The 21,058-nt window shown below is 72.4% G+C and carries 17 protein-coding genes and 1 pseudogene; 3 read left to right on the top strand and 15 right to left on the bottom strand.

Going from position 1 to position 21,058, the window contains the following annotated elements; translation table 11 throughout:
* Positions 1-84 precede the first annotated feature (84 nt).
* The 9 genes and pseudogenes from GA0115234_RS42225 to GA0115234_RS05600 all read right to left on the bottom strand — a co-directional run bounded on the left by GA0115234_RS42225 (position 85) and on the right by GA0115234_RS05600 (position 9,049).
* Positions 85-1,554: a hypothetical protein gene (locus GA0115234_RS42225; RefSeq protein WP_176729074.1), complete on the bottom strand. Its 1,470-nt coding sequence runs from the start codon at positions 1,552-1,554 to the stop codon at positions 85-87.
* A 258-nt stretch (positions 1,555-1,812) separates the two neighbouring features.
* Positions 1,813-1,971 (bottom strand): annotated as a pseudogene (locus GA0115234_RS05560) (GntR family transcriptional regulator); the annotation flags it as partial.
* Between the two features lie 558 nt (positions 1,972-2,529).
* Positions 2,530-3,183, bottom strand: a complete 654-nt coding sequence (locus tag GA0115234_RS05570; protein ID WP_093539719.1) for a class I SAM-dependent methyltransferase — start codon at positions 3,181-3,183, stop codon at positions 2,530-2,532.
* 70 nt (positions 3,184-3,253) lie between these two features.
* Positions 3,254-4,279 carry a VOC family protein gene (locus GA0115234_RS05575; RefSeq protein ID WP_093539720.1) on the bottom strand — a complete coding sequence of 342 codons (1,026 nt, stop codon included), beginning with the start codon at positions 4,277-4,279 and terminating at the stop codon, positions 3,254-3,256.
* A 110-nt stretch (positions 4,280-4,389) separates the two neighbouring features.
* Entirely contained in the window at positions 4,390-5,283 is an 894-nt protein-coding gene (thpD, locus tag GA0115234_RS05580) for an ectoine hydroxylase (RefSeq protein WP_093539721.1), read from the bottom strand.
* A 3-nt stretch (positions 5,284-5,286) separates the two neighbouring features.
* Positions 5,287-5,685, bottom strand: a complete 399-nt coding sequence (locus GA0115234_RS05585) for an ectoine synthase (protein WP_093539722.1) — start codon at positions 5,683-5,685, stop codon at positions 5,287-5,289.
* Between the two features lie 67 nt (positions 5,686-5,752).
* Complete coding sequence (ectB, locus tag GA0115234_RS05590; RefSeq protein WP_093539723.1) at positions 5,753-7,021, bottom strand: diaminobutyrate--2-oxoglutarate transaminase; 1,269 nt, start codon at positions 7,019-7,021, stop codon at positions 5,753-5,755.
* A gap of 62 nt (positions 7,022-7,083) precedes the next feature.
* A complete protein-coding gene (gene ectA, locus GA0115234_RS05595; protein ID WP_202553382.1) occupies positions 7,084-7,614 on the bottom strand; it encodes a diaminobutyrate acetyltransferase in 531 nt (176 codons plus the stop codon).
* Between the two features lie 328 nt (positions 7,615-7,942).
* A complete protein-coding gene (locus GA0115234_RS05600) occupies positions 7,943-9,049 on the bottom strand; it encodes a pyridoxal-phosphate-dependent aminotransferase family protein (protein WP_093539725.1) in 1,107 nt (368 codons plus the stop codon).
* 124 nt (positions 9,050-9,173) lie between these two features.
* Between GA0115234_RS05600 and GA0115234_RS05605 the strand changes: the two genes are divergently transcribed.
* Both GA0115234_RS05605 and GA0115234_RS05610 read left to right on the top strand, forming a co-directional pair.
* Positions 9,174-10,274 carry an amidohydrolase family protein gene (locus GA0115234_RS05605; protein WP_093539799.1) on the top strand — a complete coding sequence of 367 codons (1,101 nt, stop codon included), beginning with the start codon at positions 9,174-9,176 and terminating at the stop codon, positions 10,272-10,274.
* 332 nt (positions 10,275-10,606) lie between these two features.
* Positions 10,607-11,662 carry an SCO1860 family LAETG-anchored protein gene (locus tag GA0115234_RS05610; protein ID WP_093539726.1) on the top strand — a complete coding sequence of 352 codons (1,056 nt, stop codon included), beginning with the start codon at positions 10,607-10,609 and terminating at the stop codon, positions 11,660-11,662.
* Between the two features lie 47 nt (positions 11,663-11,709).
* Here the strand turns inward: GA0115234_RS05610 and cobC are convergent, their stop codons facing one another.
* The gene (cobC, locus tag GA0115234_RS05615) at positions 11,710-13,386 is read right to left on the bottom strand and encodes an Rv2231c family pyridoxal phosphate-dependent protein CobC (RefSeq protein WP_093539727.1); all 1,677 of its coding nucleotides are present in this window, start codon (positions 13,384-13,386) and stop codon (positions 11,710-11,712) included.
* Between the two features lie 132 nt (positions 13,387-13,518).
* Between cobC and GA0115234_RS05620 the strand changes: the two genes are divergently transcribed.
* Entirely contained in the window at positions 13,519-14,241 is a 723-nt protein-coding gene (locus tag GA0115234_RS05620) for a ZIP family metal transporter (protein WP_093539728.1), read from the top strand.
* A gap of 53 nt (positions 14,242-14,294) precedes the next feature.
* On the opposite strand, the gene GA0115234_RS05625 is transcribed toward GA0115234_RS05620, so the two are convergent.
* The 5 genes from GA0115234_RS05625 to GA0115234_RS05645 form a co-directional block, all read right to left on the bottom strand.
* Positions 14,295-15,674 carry a cobyrinate a,c-diamide synthase gene (locus GA0115234_RS05625; protein WP_093539729.1) on the bottom strand — a complete coding sequence of 460 codons (1,380 nt, stop codon included), beginning with the start codon at positions 15,672-15,674 and terminating at the stop codon, positions 14,295-14,297.
* Positions 15,675-15,684: 10 nt separating this feature from the next.
* On the bottom strand, positions 15,685-16,284 hold the full coding sequence (gene cobO, locus GA0115234_RS05630; protein ID WP_093539730.1) for a cob(I)yrinic acid a,c-diamide adenosyltransferase: 600 nt from the start codon (positions 16,282-16,284) through the stop codon (positions 15,685-15,687).
* A complete protein-coding gene (locus GA0115234_RS05635; RefSeq protein WP_093539731.1) occupies positions 16,284-18,308 on the bottom strand; it encodes a putative cobaltochelatase in 2,025 nt (674 codons plus the stop codon). The genes cobO and GA0115234_RS05635 overlap by 1 nt, the downstream gene beginning before the upstream one ends.
* Positions 18,309-18,369: 61 nt before the next feature.
* Positions 18,370-19,920: a cobyric acid synthase gene (locus tag GA0115234_RS05640; RefSeq protein ID WP_093539732.1), complete on the bottom strand. Its 1,551-nt coding sequence runs from the start codon at positions 19,918-19,920 to the stop codon at positions 18,370-18,372.
* Entirely contained in the window at positions 19,917-20,915 is a 999-nt protein-coding gene (locus GA0115234_RS05645) for a cobalamin biosynthesis protein (protein WP_093539733.1), read from the bottom strand. The genes GA0115234_RS05640 and GA0115234_RS05645 overlap by 4 nt, the downstream gene beginning before the upstream one ends.
* Positions 20,916-21,058: the final 143 nt, after the last annotated feature.

Below are 21,058 nucleotides of genomic sequence, written 5' to 3' on the forward strand. Positions count from 1 at the left end.
CCGCTCCCGTGCACAACACGGGAGCGGAGGCCCTCATTCCCCCCGGTCACCGACAGCGCCGGGCGAAGCGCGGGCCGCCCGGCGCTACCCGCACGACGCCGGGCGCCTGTCCTCCGGGACGATACGGAGCTTGTTCATCGGCATCTTGAGCGCCTGCTCCTTGCTCGCGTCCCACAGGACCGCGGTGCCGCCCGCGTCGCCGACCTTGAGGTAAGGCCGGGTGGGAACGAACTCGCCGCCGTCGACCGGGATCGCCTCCACCTCGCCGATGGGGTGAGCGCACACCCACTCGGGGGCGATACCGAAGTACGGGGCGGGAGTGCGCCCGGATTTCGCTGCGGCGACGGCATCGCGGCCTGCCGCGCCTGCCGGTTCCAGCCCGCGGCCCCACGCACCCGCCAGGAAGAGCATGGCCGAGAGGACGAGCAGGAACGCGTACCCCACCCATCGTTCCCGCACCAGCCAGTGCAGATGCAGCATGTATCCGAGTCCGGCCAGCGCAATGAGCCACAGGTTCATCACGGCCGTGAACTTGACCGAGGCAATGAACTGCCAGACATGCGGCACATCGACATCCTCGGCATTGAGATCAAACGCATCCAGGTAGGAGGCATGCAGACCGACTCCGATCGACGGGACGAAACCGAGGACGATCGGCAGGATCGTCGGAATCAGCCACGGAGCCACGGCCCGCCAGCTCCACTGGCGGACGAGAAGACGAATCCCGTTGAAGACGATGAAACCGGCCATGAGGTAGGTGAGCCCGTGCGACGCGTTCCCAGCCTCCGGCTGCATACGCACCATGTTCATTCCGAGACCGACCCCGACTGCCCCGAGAGTTCCGGCTCCGACGAATGCCTCGGTCTGCGATGCCTGCGGGAAGCCTCTACGGATCACAGCGACTCCGGCGGGAACCAGGCAGAGCGCGAACAGCCCGAATCCGCACCAGGAGGCGAACCCGCCCTGCCACACGTCGGCCACCCGTGCGCCTGACCAGCACCAGACCGCCATCAGCACAAACAACCAGCTGAGTTGTTGCCGTGAGCGGCGTCGTGTCCCGATGCCCGCCGGTATCGGTCGAGTCGCACCGCCAGACCTTCGCGCGGCAACCCGTCGCGGCTGAGACCGGATTCCGGGCAATGGCCGGGAAGCATGGTTCTGTGCGGCCGACGATGACGTCGCGGTAATCAACCGGCCGGTGTCACGGAGTCCGAGGGTTTCCGCACGCCACGTGTTCCAACGCTCCGCCCAACGCTCCCTCCGGGGCAACGGAACCGTATGCGGATGCGTCACCGGCCGGTCGTACGCGTACCACTGCGGGCGATCGGCCGGGTCCCGGACCACACGATCGGCCACTTCGACGTTGAGATCCAGCTGCAGCTCATCGGAAATGAGCTCTATCCGCTCGCGCGCACCCCGGACCGCGTTGATCCGGCTCCCCGGAAATCGCGCTTCGATCGTGTACCAGAAGCTGCGGTCGGTGACGACGCTCGCCGTACCGCCGCGCTTCTCCAGCACCGGCCACCCACGGTCCGCCAGCGCCTCCTCGAACATGTCGCACTCGGTCCGCGTCCCCCGCAGCTCCACCAGAGCAACCGCCCGCTGGTCGAACCTTGACATCTTGGGCACCGCTCTCCCCTCCCCCTGTCGCACGACACGACAGAACCTCTGCCGCAGGCCGGAGCAGAAAATCATGCCCACCAAAGCACCATCAACCGCATTCGCCCGCGGTCCCGCCTGCCAGGTCGTCGCTGCCCTCCCGGGCCCCGGGCATTTCAGCCCCCCGGCCCAGGTCGACGCAGCCGCCTCAGTCAACCGGTCCATGGCCCTCTGCATGACGTTGCGCCCGACCCCGTACTCCTCGGAGAGCCGTGCCCGGGACGGCAGGCGCTCGCCGATGTGCCACTCTCCCGCGAGAATTCGTGCGCGCAGGACATCGGCTACTGCGAGGTACGGAGCTTCTCGGGGCATGCATGATCCTCCGTTGTCTGCGCTGCGGCAGCCGGCTGTTCCCAGGGGGCGTTGGCAAGCTACTGCACCGGAGGAAAGCTGCTGGAGTAGAAATACGCTCGGCGCTCAGGCGCCTGTCGAGGTTCGCGGCATCGTGTCAACGCGATTCGCGAACATCGGAGCTGCACGGACGAACCAGAAGGCTTCGGCTGGAAGAACCACCGCGACCTGGTCCTCCGCACGCGCGCGCGGTTCGGCGGACGGATCGTGCTCGTCCGGGACGACCTCCGCATGCACATGGCCGCACCCTTGCGGGAGTTCTTCGAGGCCGACGCCGACCGGCTCACCGTGTTCCAACACGGGCCTACGCCCCCGACCTCAATCCGCAAGAGGACATCTGGTCGCCGGTCGACGAGACATCGGCAACCTCGCCGCCGCTCACCCGGGCCGGATCACCCGGGCCGTCACGCGCAAGCCCGAGATGATCCGGTACCGCCCGCGCCTGATCGACGGCTGTCCTGTCAGCACCGGCATGACCCTCGGCTGACCGGGTGGAGAGCCGTCATCCACATCTTCCGCTCAGGCGAGTGCGTTGAGGGAGTCCTCCGCCTGGAACACGAGGGAGCTCCACCAGACACTGCCCCGGCCATGGAGGTCGGAACGCTCGCTGCTCAGGACCGTCTGCAGGCGGTGTGCGGCGGCCAGCTCGACTGTCTCGGCAGCGGACACCTCGAACATGCGGCGGCCTTCGGGCACGGGCCCGTGGCGGAGGGTGACGAAGAACCGGCCGCCGGGTACCAGCAAAGCCGCGATCCTGGCCATCGCCTGTTCACGCTCCCCGGCGTCCAGGTGCATCCACACCGCGGTGGCGAAGATCGCGTCGAACCGGCCTGGGTACTGACGTAGCGTCAGGTCAGGGAGAACGTCGTCAACCCAGTCGATCGCGCTGCCTGCATGGATCCGCTGTCCGTGTACCCGCAGTTCCGTCGTCGGCTCGACAGCCACGACGCTGTGTCCCAGGGCTGCCAACGCGGCGGCATCGCGGCCCGTACCTGCGCCGATGTCGAGGATCCGCGCAGGCCCGGGGGGTACCAGGCCCAGCACGTCACGGTGGACGTCACCGAAGGCGACCGCCTCGTACTGGGCCGCCAGCGCGTCCGCCTCCCTGGCATACCCTGCTGTTCCCCCGGCCTGGCCGATGCCGTCTCCGTGGGCGGCCGATCGATCACTCATGGCGGGAGACTACCGGTCCGCGGATTCTCGACGTCACCCCGAACGGCCGCCCGGCCGGGCCCGTCCCGTGCTACGCCGGGCCGGTCCCGTCCAGCGGCGCGCCGTGCCACTTCCACGAGGTGACGCGCGGGTGGCCGGACAGCTCGCCGCGGCCGGTGGCCCAGCGCAGCACGGCCCACCGGTCGTCGTCCTTCGGCGCGCCCGGGAAGAGCCGGGCCAGCACCCGGTCGCAGAGGCCGGCGGGCGGGTTCCAGCCGATCTCCAGGCTCGCGGCGAGGTCGTGCATGTGCACCAGGGTCTCCACGATGCCCATCGCGGCGAAGCCCTCCGGGTCGGACACCCCGTAGGAGTGGTACGAGCGGAGCTCGGGCGAGGCCGTCCGCACCATCGAGGCGAGCAGCGCGCCGCTCGCCTCCAGCGTCTGGAGCAGCCCGGCGGGCCCGGCCGACCGGTCCGCGAAGACCGCGTTCCACGGACCGCCCTCGCGGTCGGGGCCCCAGCGGTACGGGAGGTTCGCGTCCAGCGACGGTCGTCGCGGGCCCAGTTGGGTCGCGTAGGAGAAGAGGTCGTCGCTCAGATGCTCCGCGGTCTCCCAGCAGGTCCACTCCAGCGACCCGGCCGGAATGTCCCAGTCGGCCACCGGGGACTCCCGGAGCGCGTCGACCGCGAGGCGCACCGCGGTGGTCACGTCGTCCGCCGTGACCGGCAGCCGGGTCCCGGTCAGGGCCGCCCGTTCCGCCGCACCGCACTCGACGCACAGTTCGTTGCCCTCGGGGTCGGCGAGCGTTGCCCACCCCCGCCCATCGGGCCTGCGGTGGTCGGCGACGAGGGTGGCGCCGAGGCCGAGCAGCCGCTCGACCTCCTCGTCCCTGGTCCGGTCCTGTGGCTGGATGTCCAGGTGGAGGCGGTTCTTGGTGCTCTTGGGCTCCGGCACCTGGATGAGGAGCAGCGCGGCGCCGGGGGATTCGACGAGAACCTCGGGATCCCCGGGGGCGTCGTCGTCCGAGAGCCGTGTGCCGAGCACCTCGGCCCAGAAGCCGGCCAGCCCGTAGGCGTCGGCGCAGTCGATCGTGATGTGACGTACGAGTGAGGTCATGGGCCCCACTGTCTCCGGGCGGGGCCGTCGTGGTCCACCGGCTTTCGGCGGGGGCGGGCGGTGCGACGGCCGCCGCTCCGCCCCCTGCCCCGATCCGGCCCGGCAGGGCCTCACTTCACCGCTGTGAAGTCCCTGGCCCCGATGAACTCCGGCCGCCGCGCCGGTGCCGCGAACGGCTCCCCGGCGGCGTTCTCCACGCTGTTGAAGACGATGAAGACGTTGCTGCGGGGGTACGGAGTGATGTTGTCGCCCGAGCCGTGCATACAGTTGCAGTCGAACCAGGTCGCCGAACCGGCCCTGCCGGTGAAGAGCTTGATGCCGTGCCGGTCGGCCATCTTCGTCAGTGCCTCGTCGGACGGGGTGCCGGCGTCCTGCATCTTCAGCGACTGCTTGTAGTTGTCCTTCGGCGTCCCGCCCGCGCAGCCGAGGAACGACTTGTGCGAACCGGGCATGATCATCAGCCCGCCGTTGGTGTCGTGGTTCTCGGTCAGTGCGATCGATACGGACACCGCCCGCATGTTCGGCAGACCGTCCTCGGCGTGCCAGGTCTCGAAGTCCGAGTGCCAGTAGAACCCCGAGGCGCCGAAGCCCGGCTTGACGTTGATCCGGGACTGGTGGACGTACACGTCCGAGCCGAGGATCTGGCGGGCCCGGCCCACCACCCGCTCGTCGCTCACCAGCCGGGCGAAGACCTCGCTGATCCGGTGGACCTCGAAGACCGACCGCACCTTCTGCGACTTCGGCTCGATGACCGAGCGCTCGTCGGCCCGCACCGCCGGATCGGCGATCAGCCGGTCCAGCTCGGTGTGGAGGACGGCCACCTCGTCGGGCGTGATCAGCTGGTCCACGGTGAGGAAGCCGTCGCGCTCGAAGGACTGGAGATCCTTCACCGCCACCGGGCCCGGGGCGCCGGGTGCGGACCAGATCACCGGGTCCTGGCGGGGGGTGGTGATCTCGGCGGCGCCGCGGGTCGGGTAAAGGTCGGTGCGCGCATCGGTGGTCATGGCTCAGCCCTCCTCGGTGAGCAGCGGGTAGACACCGTTCTCGTCGTGTTCCTCCCGCCCGGTGACCGGTGGGTTGAAGACGCAGACGCAGCGGAAGTCGGTCTTCGGCCGCATGGTGTGGTGTTCATGTCCGTTCAGCAGATACATCGTGCCGGGGGTGATCCAGTGCTTCTCGCCGGTCTCGTCGTTGGTGAGCTCGGCCTCGCCCTCGACGCACAGGACGGCCTCGATGTGGTTGGCGTACCACATCGACGTCTCGGTACCCGCGTACATCGTGGTCTCGTGGAGGGAGAAGCCCACCTTCTCCTGGGCGAGCACGATGCGCTTGCTCTCCCAGGTGCCGGAAGCGGCCTTCACATGCCGGTCGGTGTTCTCGATGTCACTGAACGATCGGACGATCACGGTGGGTCGGTGCCTTTCTCTCTGCGGTGGTGCTTCTCGTCGGACCCGCGCCGGGGCGGGTCCGGGATCAGGCGGTCTCGCGGACCGCGCGGGCCAGTGTGCGCAGCCCCTCGTCCAGCTCGTCGGGGGTGATGGTCAGCGGCGGCAGCAGCTTCACGACCTCGCTCTGCGGACCGGAGGTCTCGATCAGGAGACCCAGCTCGAAGGCGCGGGCGCAGATCGCGGCGGCGCGCGCGGGATCGGTGAACTCCACGCCCCACACCAGGCCGCGGCCCCGGAACCGCGCACCGAGCCCGGCGTGTTCGTCGCAGATCGCGAGGAGCGTCTGCTCGATCTGCTCGCCCCGGGCCAGGGTCTGCTTCTCCATCTGGCCGTCCGCCCAGTAGGCGTCCAGCGCGGCGGTGGCCGTGACGAACGCCGGGTTGTTGCCGCGGAAGGTGCCGTTGTGCTCGCCCGGTCCCCAGATGTCCAGCTCCGGGGTGAACAGGCAGAGCGACATCGGCAGGCCGTAGCCGCTGATGGACTTCGACAGGGTGACGATGTCGGGGGTGATGCCGGCCTCCTCGAAGGAGAAGAACGCCCCGGTGCGCCCGCAGCCCATCTGGATGTCGTCGACGATCAGCAGCATGTCGCGACGTCGGCACAGGTCGGACAGTGCGCGCAGCCACTCGGGGCGCGCCACATTGATGCCGCCCTCGCCCTGCACCGTCTCGACGATCACCGCGGCGGGCTTGTTGAGGCCGGAACCCTGGTCCTCCAGGAGCCGCTCGAACCAGAGGAAGTCGGGCACCCGGCCGTCGAGGTAGTTGTCGAACGGCATCGGGGTGCCGTGCACCAGGGGGATTCCGGCCCCGGCCCGCTTGAAGGCGTTGCCGGTGACGGCGAGCGAACCCAGCGACATGCCGTGGAAGGCGTTGGTGAACGAGACGATCGACTCGCGCCCCTTCACCTTGCGGGCCAGCTTCAGCGCGGCCTCGACCGCGTTGGTCCCGGTCGGCCCGGGGAACATCACCTTGTACGGGAGGTCGCGCGGGCGCAGCACGTTGTTCTGGAAGGACTCCAGGAAGGCGCGTTTCGCGGTGGTGGCCATGTCGAGGCCGTGGGTGATGCCGTCCCGTTCGATGTAGTCGATCAGCGCGCGCTTCATGACGGGGTTGTTGTGGCCGTAGTTGAGCGATCCCGCGCCGGCGAAGAAGTCCAGGTAGGTGTGGCCGTCCTCGTCGGTCAGCCGGGCGCCCTGCGCGCGGTCGAACACCGCGGGCCAGTTCCGGCAGTAGCTCCGTACCTCAGACTCCAGGGTCTCGAAGACGCTCAGGGCGGGCGGGGTGATGGTCACAGGGATTCTCCTGCTTGAGGGGGGTGTGCGACGGGCGGCGATGCGGGCGGGCTGGGCCGCGCTCAGGCGTGGAACGGGCCGATGCGGTACAGGACTTCGGGCAGGTGCGTGTCCTCGGGGAACAGCCCGCCGTCGAAGAGGACCGTGCGCTCCAGGGGCACGTCGTGGCGCTGCGCGTAGGAGGTGAACAGCCGGTCCGACGCGGTGTTGTCCGGGGTGATGGTCGTCTCGACCGAGGCCAGGCCCTGTTCGGCGGCGACCCGCGAGGTCAGCGCGTCCAGCAGCCTGCCCGCCAGGCCGGTCCCGCGGTGGCCGTGGTCGACGGCCACCTGCCAGACGACGAGCGTCCCGGGGCGGTCCGGCCGGAGGTATCCCGTCACGAAGGCGATGGGCTCGCCGGCCTCGTCGCGGGCGACCACGGAGGTCGCCGAGAAGTCACGGCACCACAGCAGGTAGCTGTACGAGGAGTTGAGGTCCAGGACCTCGGAGTCGCGGGCTATGCGCCAGATCGCGGCTCCGTCCTCCACTCGTGGGGCGTCGATGCCGATGAATTCGGTGCGGGCACGGGCAAATTCTGCTGGTGCGGCGGTCATGCGAATTGAATTTACCCAGCAAATTCTGAAATTGCATCGAGGTGAGGGGTTGGGCGGGGCGGTCCGCTGTGCTATCAGGCGGGCGCGTGCGTCGGCGCGACCAGGATGCGATTCACCCCGTTTTGGGTGTCATTTATCCGGCATAACGGCTCCGATGTGGAGTCGGTCACATAGGTGTAACTCGCGGGTGACGCAACGGAATTGTGTGGCAGAGGCTCCGGGAAAGCAGGGTGTTTAGGGTCCGGGAAAGCGGGCAGAAGAATGCGGGGAGCTGCTCTGAACAAGGCAGCTCCCCGCATTTATGGAATAAGGGTGTTACGGCGCGTATTTATTCGCTCGGCCAGGTTTCCGAGACGGCCTTGCGGGCAGCTTCCAAGTCGACCTGCCGGCCCGCATCGGCCAGCGCCGCCCCCAGAGCCGCGAGCGAGGAGAGCACCGCGCCCCGCGTCGCATCCACACCGTAGTGATTGACCCGGATCATCTCCTTGGACAGCGCGCCCCCGCCCGCGATCAGCGGCAGCGAGGGGTCGGCCGCGAGCGCCCGCGCGACCAGCCCGGCGGCGTCGACCCCCTCGGGGGCGCGCAGCGTCGTCGCGACCGGCGCCGCCGCCCCGGCCTCGTGCACATACGGCGAAAGACCGCCGCCGACCGCCACCGCGCCCGCGCGCGTCGCCGCGGCGGCAGCGGAGTGACGGGCCATCAGCGCGTCCAGGCCCTCGGCCTCGATCCGCTCCACACAGGCCTCCAGCGCCAGCATCTCCAGCTGGGCGGGGGCGTGCAGCAGGGCCTTGCGGCCGCCGTCGATCCAGCGCTCCTTCCAGTCCAGCAGCGAGAGGTAGGAGTGGCGCGGGGCCTGGGGGTTGGCGGCGATCCGCTCCCAGGCGCGCCCGCTCACCGACACCGCGGACACCCCGGCCGGGCCGCCCATCGCCTTCTGCGCGCCGATCACACAGAGGTCGACGCCCCACACGTCCGGCAGCAGCGGTTCGGCACCCACCGAGGCGACGGCGTCCAGCATGAACAGCGCCCCGTGCGAACGGACCACCTCACCGATCGCGGCGACCGGATTGGTGTTGCCGGTCGCCGCCTCCGCGTGGACCAGGGAGACGAAGTCGATCTCCGGATGCTCGGCCAGCGCCCGCGCGACCTGGTCGGCGGTGACCGCCGTGTGGAAGGGCACCGCCAGATCGATCACCTGGGCACCGCAGTCCCGCAGCCAGTTCCCGAAGGTCTGCCCGTACGGCCCGGTGACGACGTTCAGCGCGGTCGAGCCGGGCCGGGCGGCGCCCCGGATGCAGCCTTCGAGGGGGAGCAGCGCCTCGCCCTGCATGATGACGACATCCTGCTCGGTGGCGAGGAGGCCGGCCACCCGCTGCTCGATGGCCGCGAAGTGCGCGGCGGTGAGCGGGGCGAGGTCGAGGAACGGATGCGTCACGGTGGTGCTCTCTTCGGGTCGGGTCGGGTGAGGCCGGCCGGTTCGGTGCGCGGTGGCGCGTACGGACGGTGCTTCCGTCGAAGCGTACCCAGGGCCCCGCGCGCCGCCTCGTACAGTGCTGCCCATGAGTGATCACAAGGCATCGCAGGTGCTGCACGTGAAGGGGCGGGTGCTCGTCGGTCCCGAGGACGTCCGGGACGAGCTCTGGGCGGTCGACGGGCGGATCTCGTACGGGAGACCGCCCGGCGCCGACGCGGCGGTGACCGTCACCGGCTGGGCGCTGCCAGGCCTGGTGGACGCCCACTGCCACGTCGGGCTCGACCACCACGGCGCCGTCGACGCGGCGACCAGCGAGCAGCAGGCCCTCGCCGACCGGGAGGCGGGTGCCCTGCTGCTGCGGGACGCGGGCTCACCGGCCGACACCCGGTGGATCGACGACCGCGAGGACCTGCCGAAGATCATCAGGGCCGGGCGCCACATCGCCAGGCCCCGCAGGTACACCCGGAACTACGCCCATGAGATCGAGCCGGACGAGCTGGTCGCGTACGTCGCGCAGGAGGCGCGCCGCGGCGACGGCTGGGTGAAGCTGGTCGGCGACTGGATCGACCGCGAGGTGGGCGATCTGACCGCCTGCTGGCCGCGCGAGGAGGTCACGGCGGCCATCGCCGAGGCGCACCGGCTCGGCGCCCGGGTCACCGCGCACTGCTTCGCCGAGGACTCGCTGCGCGATCTGGTCGAGGCCGGCATCGACTGCATCGAGCACGCCACCGGGCTCACCGAGGACACCATTCCGCTCTTCGCCGAGCGCGGGGTCGCGATCGTCCCCACCCTGGTGAACATCGCCACCTTCCCCTCGCTCGCGGACGGCGGCGAGGCCAAGTTCCCCCGCTGGTCGGCCCATATGCGGCGGCTGCACGAACGGCGCTACGACACCGTGCGCGCCGCGTACGACGCCGGGGTCCCGGTCTTCGTCGGCACCGACGCGGGCGGCGTGCTCGCCCACGGACTGGTGGCGGACGAGGTCGCCGAGCTGGTGAAGGCGGGCATCCCCGCCCTGGACGCGCTGTCGGCGACGGCCTGGGGCGCCCGGCGGTGGCTGGGGCGACCGGTGCTGGAGGAGGGCGCCCCGGCGGACCTGGTGGTGTACGACGAGGACCCGCGGGCGGACGTACGGGTGCTCGCGGCACCGCGGCGGGTGGTGCTGAACGGGCGGGTGATCGGCTGAGAGCCCTGTCGGGTGGCCTGTGGCCGGGGGTGCGTCGTGTTGACGGGCAGTTACCGAAGCCCTGTCCCGTCGTTGAGACACTTTTCCGCGCACCCCGGCGCAGACGGCCCCGGCGCCCTCCGCGCTCGGCGGATCGGGTGACCCCGAGGAACGCACGTACCGAGATATTCGAATACAGGCACGGAAACCCCCCTTTGGGGTGAACTCACGTCAGGTGTCCGCCAGTTCACCCTCCGTGCGTAAAGCTTTCGGGGTCGAGGCCACCGGAGCTCTCGATGTCCCCCATTGGACAGCGCCGGTGGCTCCATGTCTCTTGTGGGGGTTCCACCACTTTGAACAGCAACACCTTCCGCCTGGCCGCCCTGGCGGTCGCCGCCGCACCTGTCGCCCTGCTGGTCGCCGCCCCGGCGCAGGCCGCCGACGCGACCACCACGACCACCGGCGGCGGGAAGGCCAGTGCGGTTGTGCTCCGTACCGCACTCGACGTCTCGCTCCTGAACAAGACGGTCGACGTGCCGCTCAGGGCCACGCTCAATGAGGTGAAGGCACCCGCCGACGCCAAGGAGACCGCGCTCAGTGTGCGGCTCGACGGGGTGGACGGCGGCCGGCCGGTCAGCGTGCTCGCCGCCGATGTGGCCACCTCGAACGCGACCGTCGACAAGCACCGGGCCGAGGGCTACAGCAACCTGGCCAAGGCCCGGGTCCACGTCCCCGGACTGCCGCTGCTCTCGCTGATCGAGGTGGAGAAGGTCACCTCCAAGGCGGTCTGCGAGGTGGGCCGGAAGCCGGTCGCCGAGTCGAACGTGCTGGGGCATGTGTCGATCCTCGGCAAGCGGATCGACCTCAGCGCGGGCGGCACCACGCAGATCAGTGTTCCGGGGGTCGGTGAGGTGACCCTCGACCTCTCGAAGACGCACACCACCTCGCGCACCGCCGCGGCGACCGCGCTGCGGCTGAAGGTCTCCGTCAACCCGCTCAAGCTGAACGTCGCCGATGTGCAGGGCGAGGTCACCCTCGTCGAGGCGACCTGCGAGACGCCGAAGGCGACCGGACCGGGCAGCGGGGACAACGGCGGTACCAGCAATGGAGGTTCGAGCGACGGGGGGTCGAACAGTGGCGGGGCGGACAGCGGTGGTTCCAGTGACGGCGGCTCCGGCAACGGCGGTCCCAGCAGCGGTGGTTCCAGCGACGGTGCCTCCGGCGACGGCGGCAGCAGCGACGGCGGTGTGAAGCCGCAGACCGGCACCGGCCACGAACCGGCCGCGGGATCGAACCTCGCGGAGACCGGCGGCAGTTCCGCCACTCCGTACATCGCGGGCGGCGCGGCCGCGCTGCTGGCGGTGGGCGCCGGGGCGGTGATCCTGGCCAGGCGCCGCGCCCAGGGCTGACCTTCCGCAGACCGGGCGGGGCAGCCGGTTTCTCACCGGCTGCCCCGTCAGCGCACCGCCACGCCCAGCGTCTGCAGGGCCTGGTCGAACGCCTGAAGGAAGCGGTTGGTCGTGGCGCGGTCGCGCACGGCCAGCCGCAGCCAATCGGGACCCAGCCCGGGAAACGTGTCCCCGCGCCGCGCCGCGAACCCCAGCATCCGCAGCCGCTCCCGCACCTCGGCGGCCCGGTCCAGGCACACCAGGACGAACGGCGCCTCGGCCGGCTCCACCACCCGCACCTCGGTGAACTCCATGAGCCCCGCCACCAGATGGGCCCGGTCCACCGCGATCCGCTCCGCGGCGGCAGCCGCCTCGGCCAGGGCCCGCGGCTCCATGCACGCCTCGGCAGCCGTCAGCGCCGGGGACGACACCGGCCACAGCGGCTGGGTCTCCTCCAGCGCCCGGACGGTCTCCGGGGCGGCCAGCACGTAACCGATGCGCAGCCCGGCGAGCCCCCAGGTCTTGGTGAGGCTCCGCAGCACGACGAGCCCCGGGACGTCCGTACGCCCGCACAGCGTCTCGCGCTCGCCCGGCACCGCGTCCATGAACGCCTCGTCGACCACCAGCGTCCGGCCGGGACGGGCCAGCCGCTCCAGCACCGCCGCCGGATGCAGCACCGACGTGGGGTTGGTCGGGTTGCCGACCACCACCAGGTCCGCGTCCTCGGGCACCGCCGAGGGGTCCAGCCGGAACCCGTCCCCGGCCCGCAGCAGCACCCGCCCCACCGTGTGCCCGGCCGCGCGCAGCGCCGCCTCCGGCTCGGTGAACTGCGGATGGACCACGACCGGCCGGGAGACCGGCAGCGCCCGTGCGATCAGCACGAACGCCTCCGCCGCACCCGCCGTCAGCAGCACCCGTTCCACCGGAAGACCGTGCCGGGCCGCGACCGCCGCCCGCGCCGCACGGCCGTCCGGGTAGGCGGCCAGCGCGCCCAGCGACGCCGTGATCCGCTCCCTCAGCCAGGCCGGGGGAGTACCGGCCCGTACGTTGACGGCGAGATCGGTCAGATCCCGGTCCCGTCCCCGTACCTCCGCGTCACCGTGGTGCCGCAGATCGTGCGTGCCCGCGCCGGTCGCGTCGGGGCTTTCCGTGGGAGTGTGCATGGCCGCCGTGGTGTGGGGGTGGGCGTCGTCGTCGGGGCGGGAGGCCGGCCGCCGCGGCGGCTCCGCCCCGTCCCCGAAGTCCGGCAGAACGACTATGCGCCCGGCACCCGGTTCCACGCAACGGTCGGGGCCGGACGGCCCGACGCCCGCCCGCCCGCGCGGATCGCGGCGCACCACCGCACAGGTCACCATCGGCGCCCTTCCCCGAGGGGCCGACTTCCGCTTCGGTACGAGGAGCTCACCCCCCGCCGCGAGCGCGGCGGCCTCCGCGACCGACGGCGTTCCGACCGCGGCGAGCGGTGCGCCGGACGGACCGGGCACGTCGATACGGGCCAGCTCCCCGGCCGGGTACGTACGCAGCGGTACGCCGAGCGCCGCCGCGGCGGCGACGATGCCCGGCTCGTCCGCCTTGGTGTCCACGGTCACCAGCTCCGCGACGCCCGACGGTGAGAGCCCGGCCCCACGCAGGGTGTCCCGGATCAGCCCGAGGATCTCGTCGACCGGTGCGCCCCTGGAGGCGCCGACCCCGACGGCGAGCGACGCGGGAGGCAACACCGCGGCGGAGTCGACGGCTTCGGACATGGAGCGGGGTCCTTTCGGAACGCGGGAGAAGAATGGGGAGAGGAGGAGCGCGCCACGGGGGCGGGCTACAGGGCTGCGCTACAGGGCTGCGCTGAGATGCGCGTACCGGGGGCGATCGGCTAGCAAGAGCGCATGGCGGTGTTCGTCGCGCTCGGCGCGTTCCTGATGACCCTGGCCGGCGGCTGGGTCGCCCAGCGCGTCACCGACCGCCGCCACCTGGTGCTCGGCTTCGCCGGCGGACTGATGCTCGGAGTGGTCGGCCTGGACCTGCTGCCGGAGGCGATCGACGCCGCCGGCGAACCCGTCTTCGGCGTCCCGGCCGCGCTGCTGCTCTTCGTCGGCGGCTTCCTCTTCGCCCACCTCGTGGAGCGGCTGCTCGCCGTACGGCAGGCGGCACACGGCGCGGGCGGGGAGCGGGTGCCACAGGTGGGGCTCACGGCAGCGGCGGCGATGGTCGGCCACAGCCTGATGGACGGCGTCGCGCTCGGCGCGGCCTTCCAGGTGGGCACCGGCATGGGCGCCACCGTCGCCCTCGCCGTCATCACGCACGACTTCGCCGACGGCTTCAACACCTACACGATCACCAGCCTGTACGGGAACGCCCGCCGCAAGGCCCTGTTCATGCTGTTCGCGGACGCCCTGGCGCCGGTCGTGGGCGCCGCGACCACCCTGCTGTTCACCCTTCCGGCGGAACTCCTCGGCTGCTATCTCGGCTTCTTCGGCGGCGCGCTGCTCTACCTCGCCGCCGCCGAGATCCTCCCCGAGGCACACCACGAACACCCGGCCCGCTCCACGCTGCTGTGCACCATGGCCGGGGTGGGCTTCATCTGGCTCGTGGTGGGCATCGCGAACTGAGCACCGCACCGGCGCCCGGCCGACCGGCCCGATGCCGACACCTCGCCCGAGGCTCATCCCGCGCACCGCTCGACGAACCGGCGGGCCATGCCGGGCACCGAGGCCCAGTGCGTATGCAGATAGCTGGCATGCACACCGCCCCGCACGAATCCCTCGACCCGCCGCTCCGGCTGGTGCATGCCCCACGCCGGGTCGGCCCCGGCACCAGGCTCCAGCACGGTCCGGTGGAACTCGTGCCCGCGCACCCGGGTGCCGGGCGCCGCCAGCACGCTGTCGGAGACCGCCACGGCCTCCCGGTAGCCGAGCGTCAGCCGCTTCGACATCCGCGCCTCGGCATCGAGGACCCCGCACATCGGCAGCCCGTCGAGCGAACGCGCCAGATACAGCAGCCCCGCACACTCGGCGGACACCGGGGCCCCGGACTCCGCCAGCGCGGCGACGGCCTTGCGCAGCGCCGCGTTGGCGGAGAGCTCGGCGGCGTACACCTCCGGGAAACCCCCGCCGATGACCAGCCCCCGGGTGCCCGGCGGCAACGCCTCGTCCCGCAGCGGATCGAACGGCACGACCTCGGCCCCGGCGGCGGTGAGCAGCTCGGTGTGCTCGGCGTAGGAGAAGGTGAACGCGGGGCCGGAGGCCACGGCCACGACCGGGCCCCGGCCACCGACGGAGGAGGGCGGCGGAACCGGACCGCCGCAGGCACCGATCGCCGCCACCGCGTCCCACACCTCACCCGGCAGCGCGGGCGCGGCGCGGGCCAGCGCCATCAGCGCGTCCAGGTCGCACCCCGCCACCACCTGCTCCCGCATCGCCCCGACCGCGCCCACCGCGTCGCCGCGCCGCTCGGCCACCGGCACCAGCCCCAGATGCCGCGACGGCACCGCCACCTGCTCGGCCCGCCGCAGCACCCCCAGCACCGGCAGACCGGACTCCTCCAGCGCGTCCCGCAGCAGCGCCTCGTGCCGGTCGGAGCCGACCTTGTTCAGAATCACCCCGCCGATCCGCACCTGCGGATCCCAGGAGGCGAAGCCGTGCACCAGCGCGGCCACGGAACGCGACTGCGACGACGCGTCGACGACCAGCACCACGGGCGCCCGCAGCACCTTCGCGACCTGGGCGGTCGACGCCAGCTCGCCCTGCCCGGACGCCCCGTCGTACAGCCCCATCACGCCCTCGACCACCGCCAGGTCGCACCCCCGCGCCCCGTGCGCGAACAGCGGGGCGACCAGATCGGGGCCGCACATGTACGCGTCGAGGTTGCGCCCCGGCCGGCCGGTGGCCAGCGTGTGGTAGCCGGGGTCGATGTAGTCGGGTCCGACCTTGTGCGGGGACACCGCGAGGCCGCGCTCCGCGAAGGCCGCCATCAGCCCCGTGGCGACGGTGGTCTTGCCGCTCCCCGAGGAGGGGGCGGCGATCACCAGACGTGGGACGTTCACCGGGACTCCCTCACCATTCGATGCCCCGCTGGCCCTTCTGACCGGCGTCCATCGGGTGCTTGACCTTGGACATCTCGGTCACCAGGTCGGCGGCGTCCAGCAGCTTCTGCGGCGCGTTGCGCCCGGTGATGACCACGTGCTGCGTACCGGGACGGTCGCGCAGCACCTCGATCACCTCGTCGGTGTCGACCCATCCCCAGTGCATCGGGTACGCGAACTCGTCGAGGACGTACAGCCGGTACGTCTCGGCGGCCAGGTCGCGCTTGACCTGCTCCCAGCCCTCGCGCGCCGCCTCCTCGTTGTCCATCTGGCCGTCGCGCTGCACCCACGACCAGCCCTCGCCCATCTTGTTCCAGACGACGGACCCGCCCTCGCCGCTCGCGCCGAGGACCTTCAGCGCGTTCTCCTCGCCGACCTTCCACTTCGCCGACTTGACGAACTGGAAGACGCCGATGGGCCACCCCTGATTCCAGGCGCGCAGCGCGAGCCCGAAGGCCGCCGTCGACTTCCCCTTGCCGATGCCGGTGTGCACCATCAGCAGCGGGCGGTTGCGGCGCTGCCGGGTGGTGAGCCCGTCGTCGGGCACGGTGGTCGGCTGTCCCTGAGGCATTACGCGGCCCTCCTGTTGGTTACCTGAACGTCCTTGACGAGCCCGGCGATCGAGTCGGCCCGCAGCTCGTCGAGCGTGACGGCACTGCCCCCGAGATCGCGCGCGAGGCCGCCCGCGAGACCGAGCCGCACCGGCCCCGACTCGCAGTCCACGACGACGGACGCGATGCCCTCCGCCTCGTGCAGCCGCGCCGCCCGGGTCGCCAGCGCCACCGGATCGGGTCCCCCGGTCGCCCGCCCGTCGGTCACCACGACCAGCAGCGGCCGCCGCGACGGATCACGCAGCCGCTCCACCCGCAGCACCTCATGGGCCTTCAGCAGCCCGGCCGCGACGGGGGTGCGCCCCCCGGTCGGCAGCAGCTCAAGCCGTGCCGCCGCGGCGTCCACCGACGATGTCGGCGGCAGCGCCACCTCGGCGTCCTTGCCCCGGAAGGTGATCAGCCCGACCTTGTCGCGCCGCTGGTACGCGTCCAGCAGCAGAGAGAGGACCGCACCCTTCACGGCGGCCATCCGCTGCCGGGCGGCCATCGACCCGGAGGCGTCCACCACGAAGAGCACGAGATTCCCCTCGCGTCCCTCCCGCGTCGCCTGCCGCAGATCGTCCCGCCGGACCACCAGCCCGCGCCCCGACCGCCCCCGCGCCCGCTGGTGCGGCGCGGCGGCCTGAACCGTCGCAGCCAGATGCAGTTTGGTCAGGGCGCCCTGCGGACGCCGCGCGCCGGTCGTACGCCCGTGCTCGGTACGCGCCCGGGACCGCCGCCCCGCCGCGCCCTCGCCCAGCCCGGGAACGCTCAGCATCTTCGTGCGAAAGGGCTCGGTGGCGCGTACCGGCTGCTGCTCACCGCCCCCGGAAGGCTGCCCCTGCCCTTGTTCCTGCCCCTGCCCCTGTTCGGGCACGGACGGCGCGGGCGTGTCGCCGGACTCGCCCTCGGGCCGGGGCGGTGTGTCGGGGCCGTCGCCCCGCGGGGGGCGGCCGCCGCCACCGGGGCCGTCCGGGTCCGGGTCCTCGTCCTCGCCGCCGTTCTGCTCCAGCGTGTCGTCGAGCTTGTCCTCGTCGAGGCCCGGCGCGTCGAACGGGTTGCGCCGGCGCCGGTGGGGGAGCGCGAGCAGAGCCGCCTGCCGTACGTCCTCGGCGAGCACCTCCGTACGCCCCGCCCAGGCGGCCAGCGCGGCGGCGGTCCGCGCCATCACGATGTCCGCGCGCATCCCGTCGACCTCGAAGGCCGCACAGGTCGCCGCGATCTGCCGCAACGCCGCGTCCCCGAGCCGCACGTCGGGCAGCAGCGCACGCGCGGCGACGATCCTCGCCCGCAGCGCGTCCTCCTCGTCGGCCCACCCGGCGGCGAAGGCCGCGGGGTCGTCGTCGAAGGCGAGACGCCGCCGCACGACCTCGACCCGCTGATCGGTCTCCCGGGACGCGGCGACCTCGACGGTCAGCCCGAACCGGTCGAGCAACTGCGGCCGCAGCTCGCCCTCTTCGGGGTTCATCGTCCCGACGAGCAGGAAGCGCGCCGCGTGCCGCACGGAGACGCCCTCGCGCTCGACGTACGAGGCGCCCATCGCGGCCGCGTCCAGCAGCAGGTCCACGAGGTGGTCGTGGAGCAGATTGACCTCGTCGACGTAGAGGATCCCGCGATGCGCGTCGGCCAGCAGGCCCGGCTCGAAGGCCTTCACGCCGTCCGCGAGCGCCCGCTCGATGTCGAGCGCTCCGACGAGCCGGTCCTCGGACGCGCCGACGGGCAGCTCCACCATCCGGGCGTCCCGCGACACGCCGGTCCCGGCCTCGTGCGGGCCGTCCGGACACTCCGGGTCCGGCGACGCGGGGGCGCAGGAGAAACGGCACCCGGCGACGACGGCCACCTCCGGCAGCAGCGCCGAGAGCGCACGCACGGCGGTGCTCTTCGCGGTGCCCTTCTCCCCCCGTACGAGCACGCCACCGATGTTCGGTGCGACGGAGTTGAGCAGCAGGGCGAGTTGCAGGTCCTGCTGCCCGACGACGGCGGTGAACGGGAAATGCGTGCTCACTGGGCGATCCTTCCTGCGGATGAATGGGCATGAACGAGGCGGCCCCGGCCGGGGCCCGGGGTCATCGGCGGCTTCCCGGGACCGCGGGGGCTCCCGGCGCGATGAAGGGGAGCCCCGGCGGCGCGCCCGACTCTATGAGCCGCAGCAACGCGTCGGTGTCCGCGTGTTCTTCGACGAGATCGCCGAGGCGGTCGAGCTGCTCCTCGCGCAGCGCCGCGAACGCGGTGTCGGGGGCGGGGACGAAGCGCCGGCCGGCGGCCCGCGCGACCTCGGCCAGGAAGCGGCGGCGGAACGCGTCGCTCTCCAGCGCACCGTGCCAGTGGGTGCCCCACACGGCACCGACCCGGCAGCCGTCGAGGCCGTGTCCCCGGTCATCGGAGACGAACGCCTCTCCGCCGAACACGTCCGCCACGCCGTGGTGGATCTCGTACCCCTCGACCGGCGCGCCGAGCGCCTCCCCGACGGGCCGGGCCAGGGTCTTCTCGCGGTCGAAGCGGATGCGTACGGGGAGCAGGCCGAGGCCCTCGACCCGCCCGGCCCGCGACTCGACCTCGTCCTCGATGTGCTCGCCGAGGACCTGGTAGCCGCCGCAGATGCCGAGGACCGGCCGGCCCTCGGCCGCGCGCCGTGCCAGGGCGTCGGCGAGACCCCGCTCGCGCAGCCAGGCCAGCGCCTTGACCGTGCCCCGGGTGCCGGGCACGACGACGAGGTCGGCGTCGGACAGTTCCTCGGCGCGGTCCACGAACCTGACCACGACGCCGGGCTCGGCGGCCAGCGCGTCCACATCGGTGAAGTTCGACATCAGCGGCACCGCGCACACCGCGACGCGCAGCACGTCCTCGCCGTGCGGCGGCGCGACGGCCGATTCGCGCACGGTTCCGCGCAACGAGACCCGCAGACCGTCCTCCTCGTCGATGCCGAGGCCGTGGGCGAAGGGCAGCACCCCGTACGTCGGCCGCCCGGTGAGGTCCCGCAGCATCTCCAGGCCCGGCTCCAGCAGCGACACGTCGCCGCGGAACTTGTTGACCAGATAGCCGGCGATCAGTGACTGGTCCTCCGCGGCGAGCAGCGCCGTCGTGCCGAAGAACGAGGCGAAGACGCCACCGCGGTCGATGTCGCCGACCACCACCACCGGGAAGCGCGCCGCCCGTGCCACGCCCATGTTCACGATGTCCGTGCGCCGCAGATTGATCTCCGCCGGGCTGCCCGCCCCCTCGCAGATCACCGCGTCGTACGTGCTCCGCAGCTGCTCCAGGCAGTCCACGACCGTGGAGAACAGCGCTTCCTGCCTGCCTCCGTGGTAGCCGCGCGCGCTCATCTCGCCGACCGGCTTCCCCATCAGGACGACCTGGCTGGAGCGGTCGCCGCCGGGCTTGAGCAGGACCGGGTTCATCAGCGCGGTCGGCTCGACGCGGGCGGCCTGGGCCTGCATGGCCTGGGCGCGCCCGATCTCGGCGCCCTCGCGGGTGACGAACGAGTTCAGCGACATGTTCTGCGCCTTGAAGGGCGCCACCTTCACGCCCCGGCGCACGAGCCAGCGGCAGATGCCTGCCGTGACGACGCTCTTGCCCGCGTCGGAAGTGGTTCCGGCGACCAGTAGTCCGCCGCTCATGTGCTTCTCCGTCCTGCGATGCGGGGCCCTGCCGTGCGGCGCCCCGCGATCCGTCGTGCGGCGAGGGCCGCGCCGAGCCGTCCCGCCACGCAGACACCGAGGGCCAGCGCGCCCACCCGGCGCGACAGCCGTACCGCGCGCTCGATGTCGGCGGTCTCCACCGCCCGGCCCGTCTCCCCGTTGAGCACCGGGCGGTGCTCGACCCGGCCGCCGTACGCGAGGGTGCCGCCGAGCCGTACGCCGAGCGCACCCGCGAACGAGGCCTCCACCGGGCCCGCGTTGGGGCTCGGGTGCTTGGCGGCATCGGCCCGCCAGGCGCGGAGCGCACCGCCCGGCCGTCCCCCCGCGGCCACCGCGAGCAGGGCCGTGAGCCGGGCGCCGGGCCACCCCGCGAGGTCGTCGAGGCGGGCCGAGGCCCAGCCGTAGCGCAGGTGGCGGGGGGACCTGTGGCCGACCATGGCGTCGAGGGTGTTGGCGGCCCGGAAGCCGGCCAGCCCGGGGACCCCGGCCAGCGCGCCCCACACCAGGGCGCCGACCACGGCGTCCGAGGTGTTCTCCGCCACGGACTCCACCACGGCGCGGGCGATCTGCGGCCCGTCCAGGGACTGCGGGTCGCGCCCGCACAGATGCGGCAGCCGCTCGCGGGCCAGGCCCAGGTCACCGGCGGCCAGGGCGTCGCCGATGGCCCGTGCCTCGCGCCCCAGGGACGTGCCGCCGACGACGGACCAGGTGGCGGCGGCGGTCAGGGCCACGGAGGCGGCGGGGCTGTGGCGGACGGCACGGGTGAGCAGCGCGGCGCCACCCGCGGCGCCTCCGGCGCAGACGAGCGTGTGCAGCGCGCCCCAGCCGCGGTGGTCGCGCCACAGCCGGCGCTCGACACCCGCCGCGGCCCGCCCGAAGGCGGCGACCGGGTGGCCCCTGCGGGGGTCACCGAGCAGCAGATCGCCGATCAGACCGGCCGTGGCGCCGTACGCGAAGATGCGGTCGGCTCGCACGGTTCAGCCGGCCGTCGCGCCTCGGCGGACCTTCGTACAGACGGCTCTCGACGAGAGCGCCGAAACAGCGGACGCAGGGCGGCCAGGCATGGCGATATGTCCTCACTCAGGGTCCGCGCCCTGGTTCGACGTGACCGGCGACG

The organism is Streptomyces sp. DvalAA-43, assembly GCF_900091725.1.
GTDB classification, from domain to species: domain Bacteria; phylum Actinomycetota; class Actinomycetes; order Streptomycetales; family Streptomycetaceae; genus Streptomyces; species Streptomyces pulveraceus.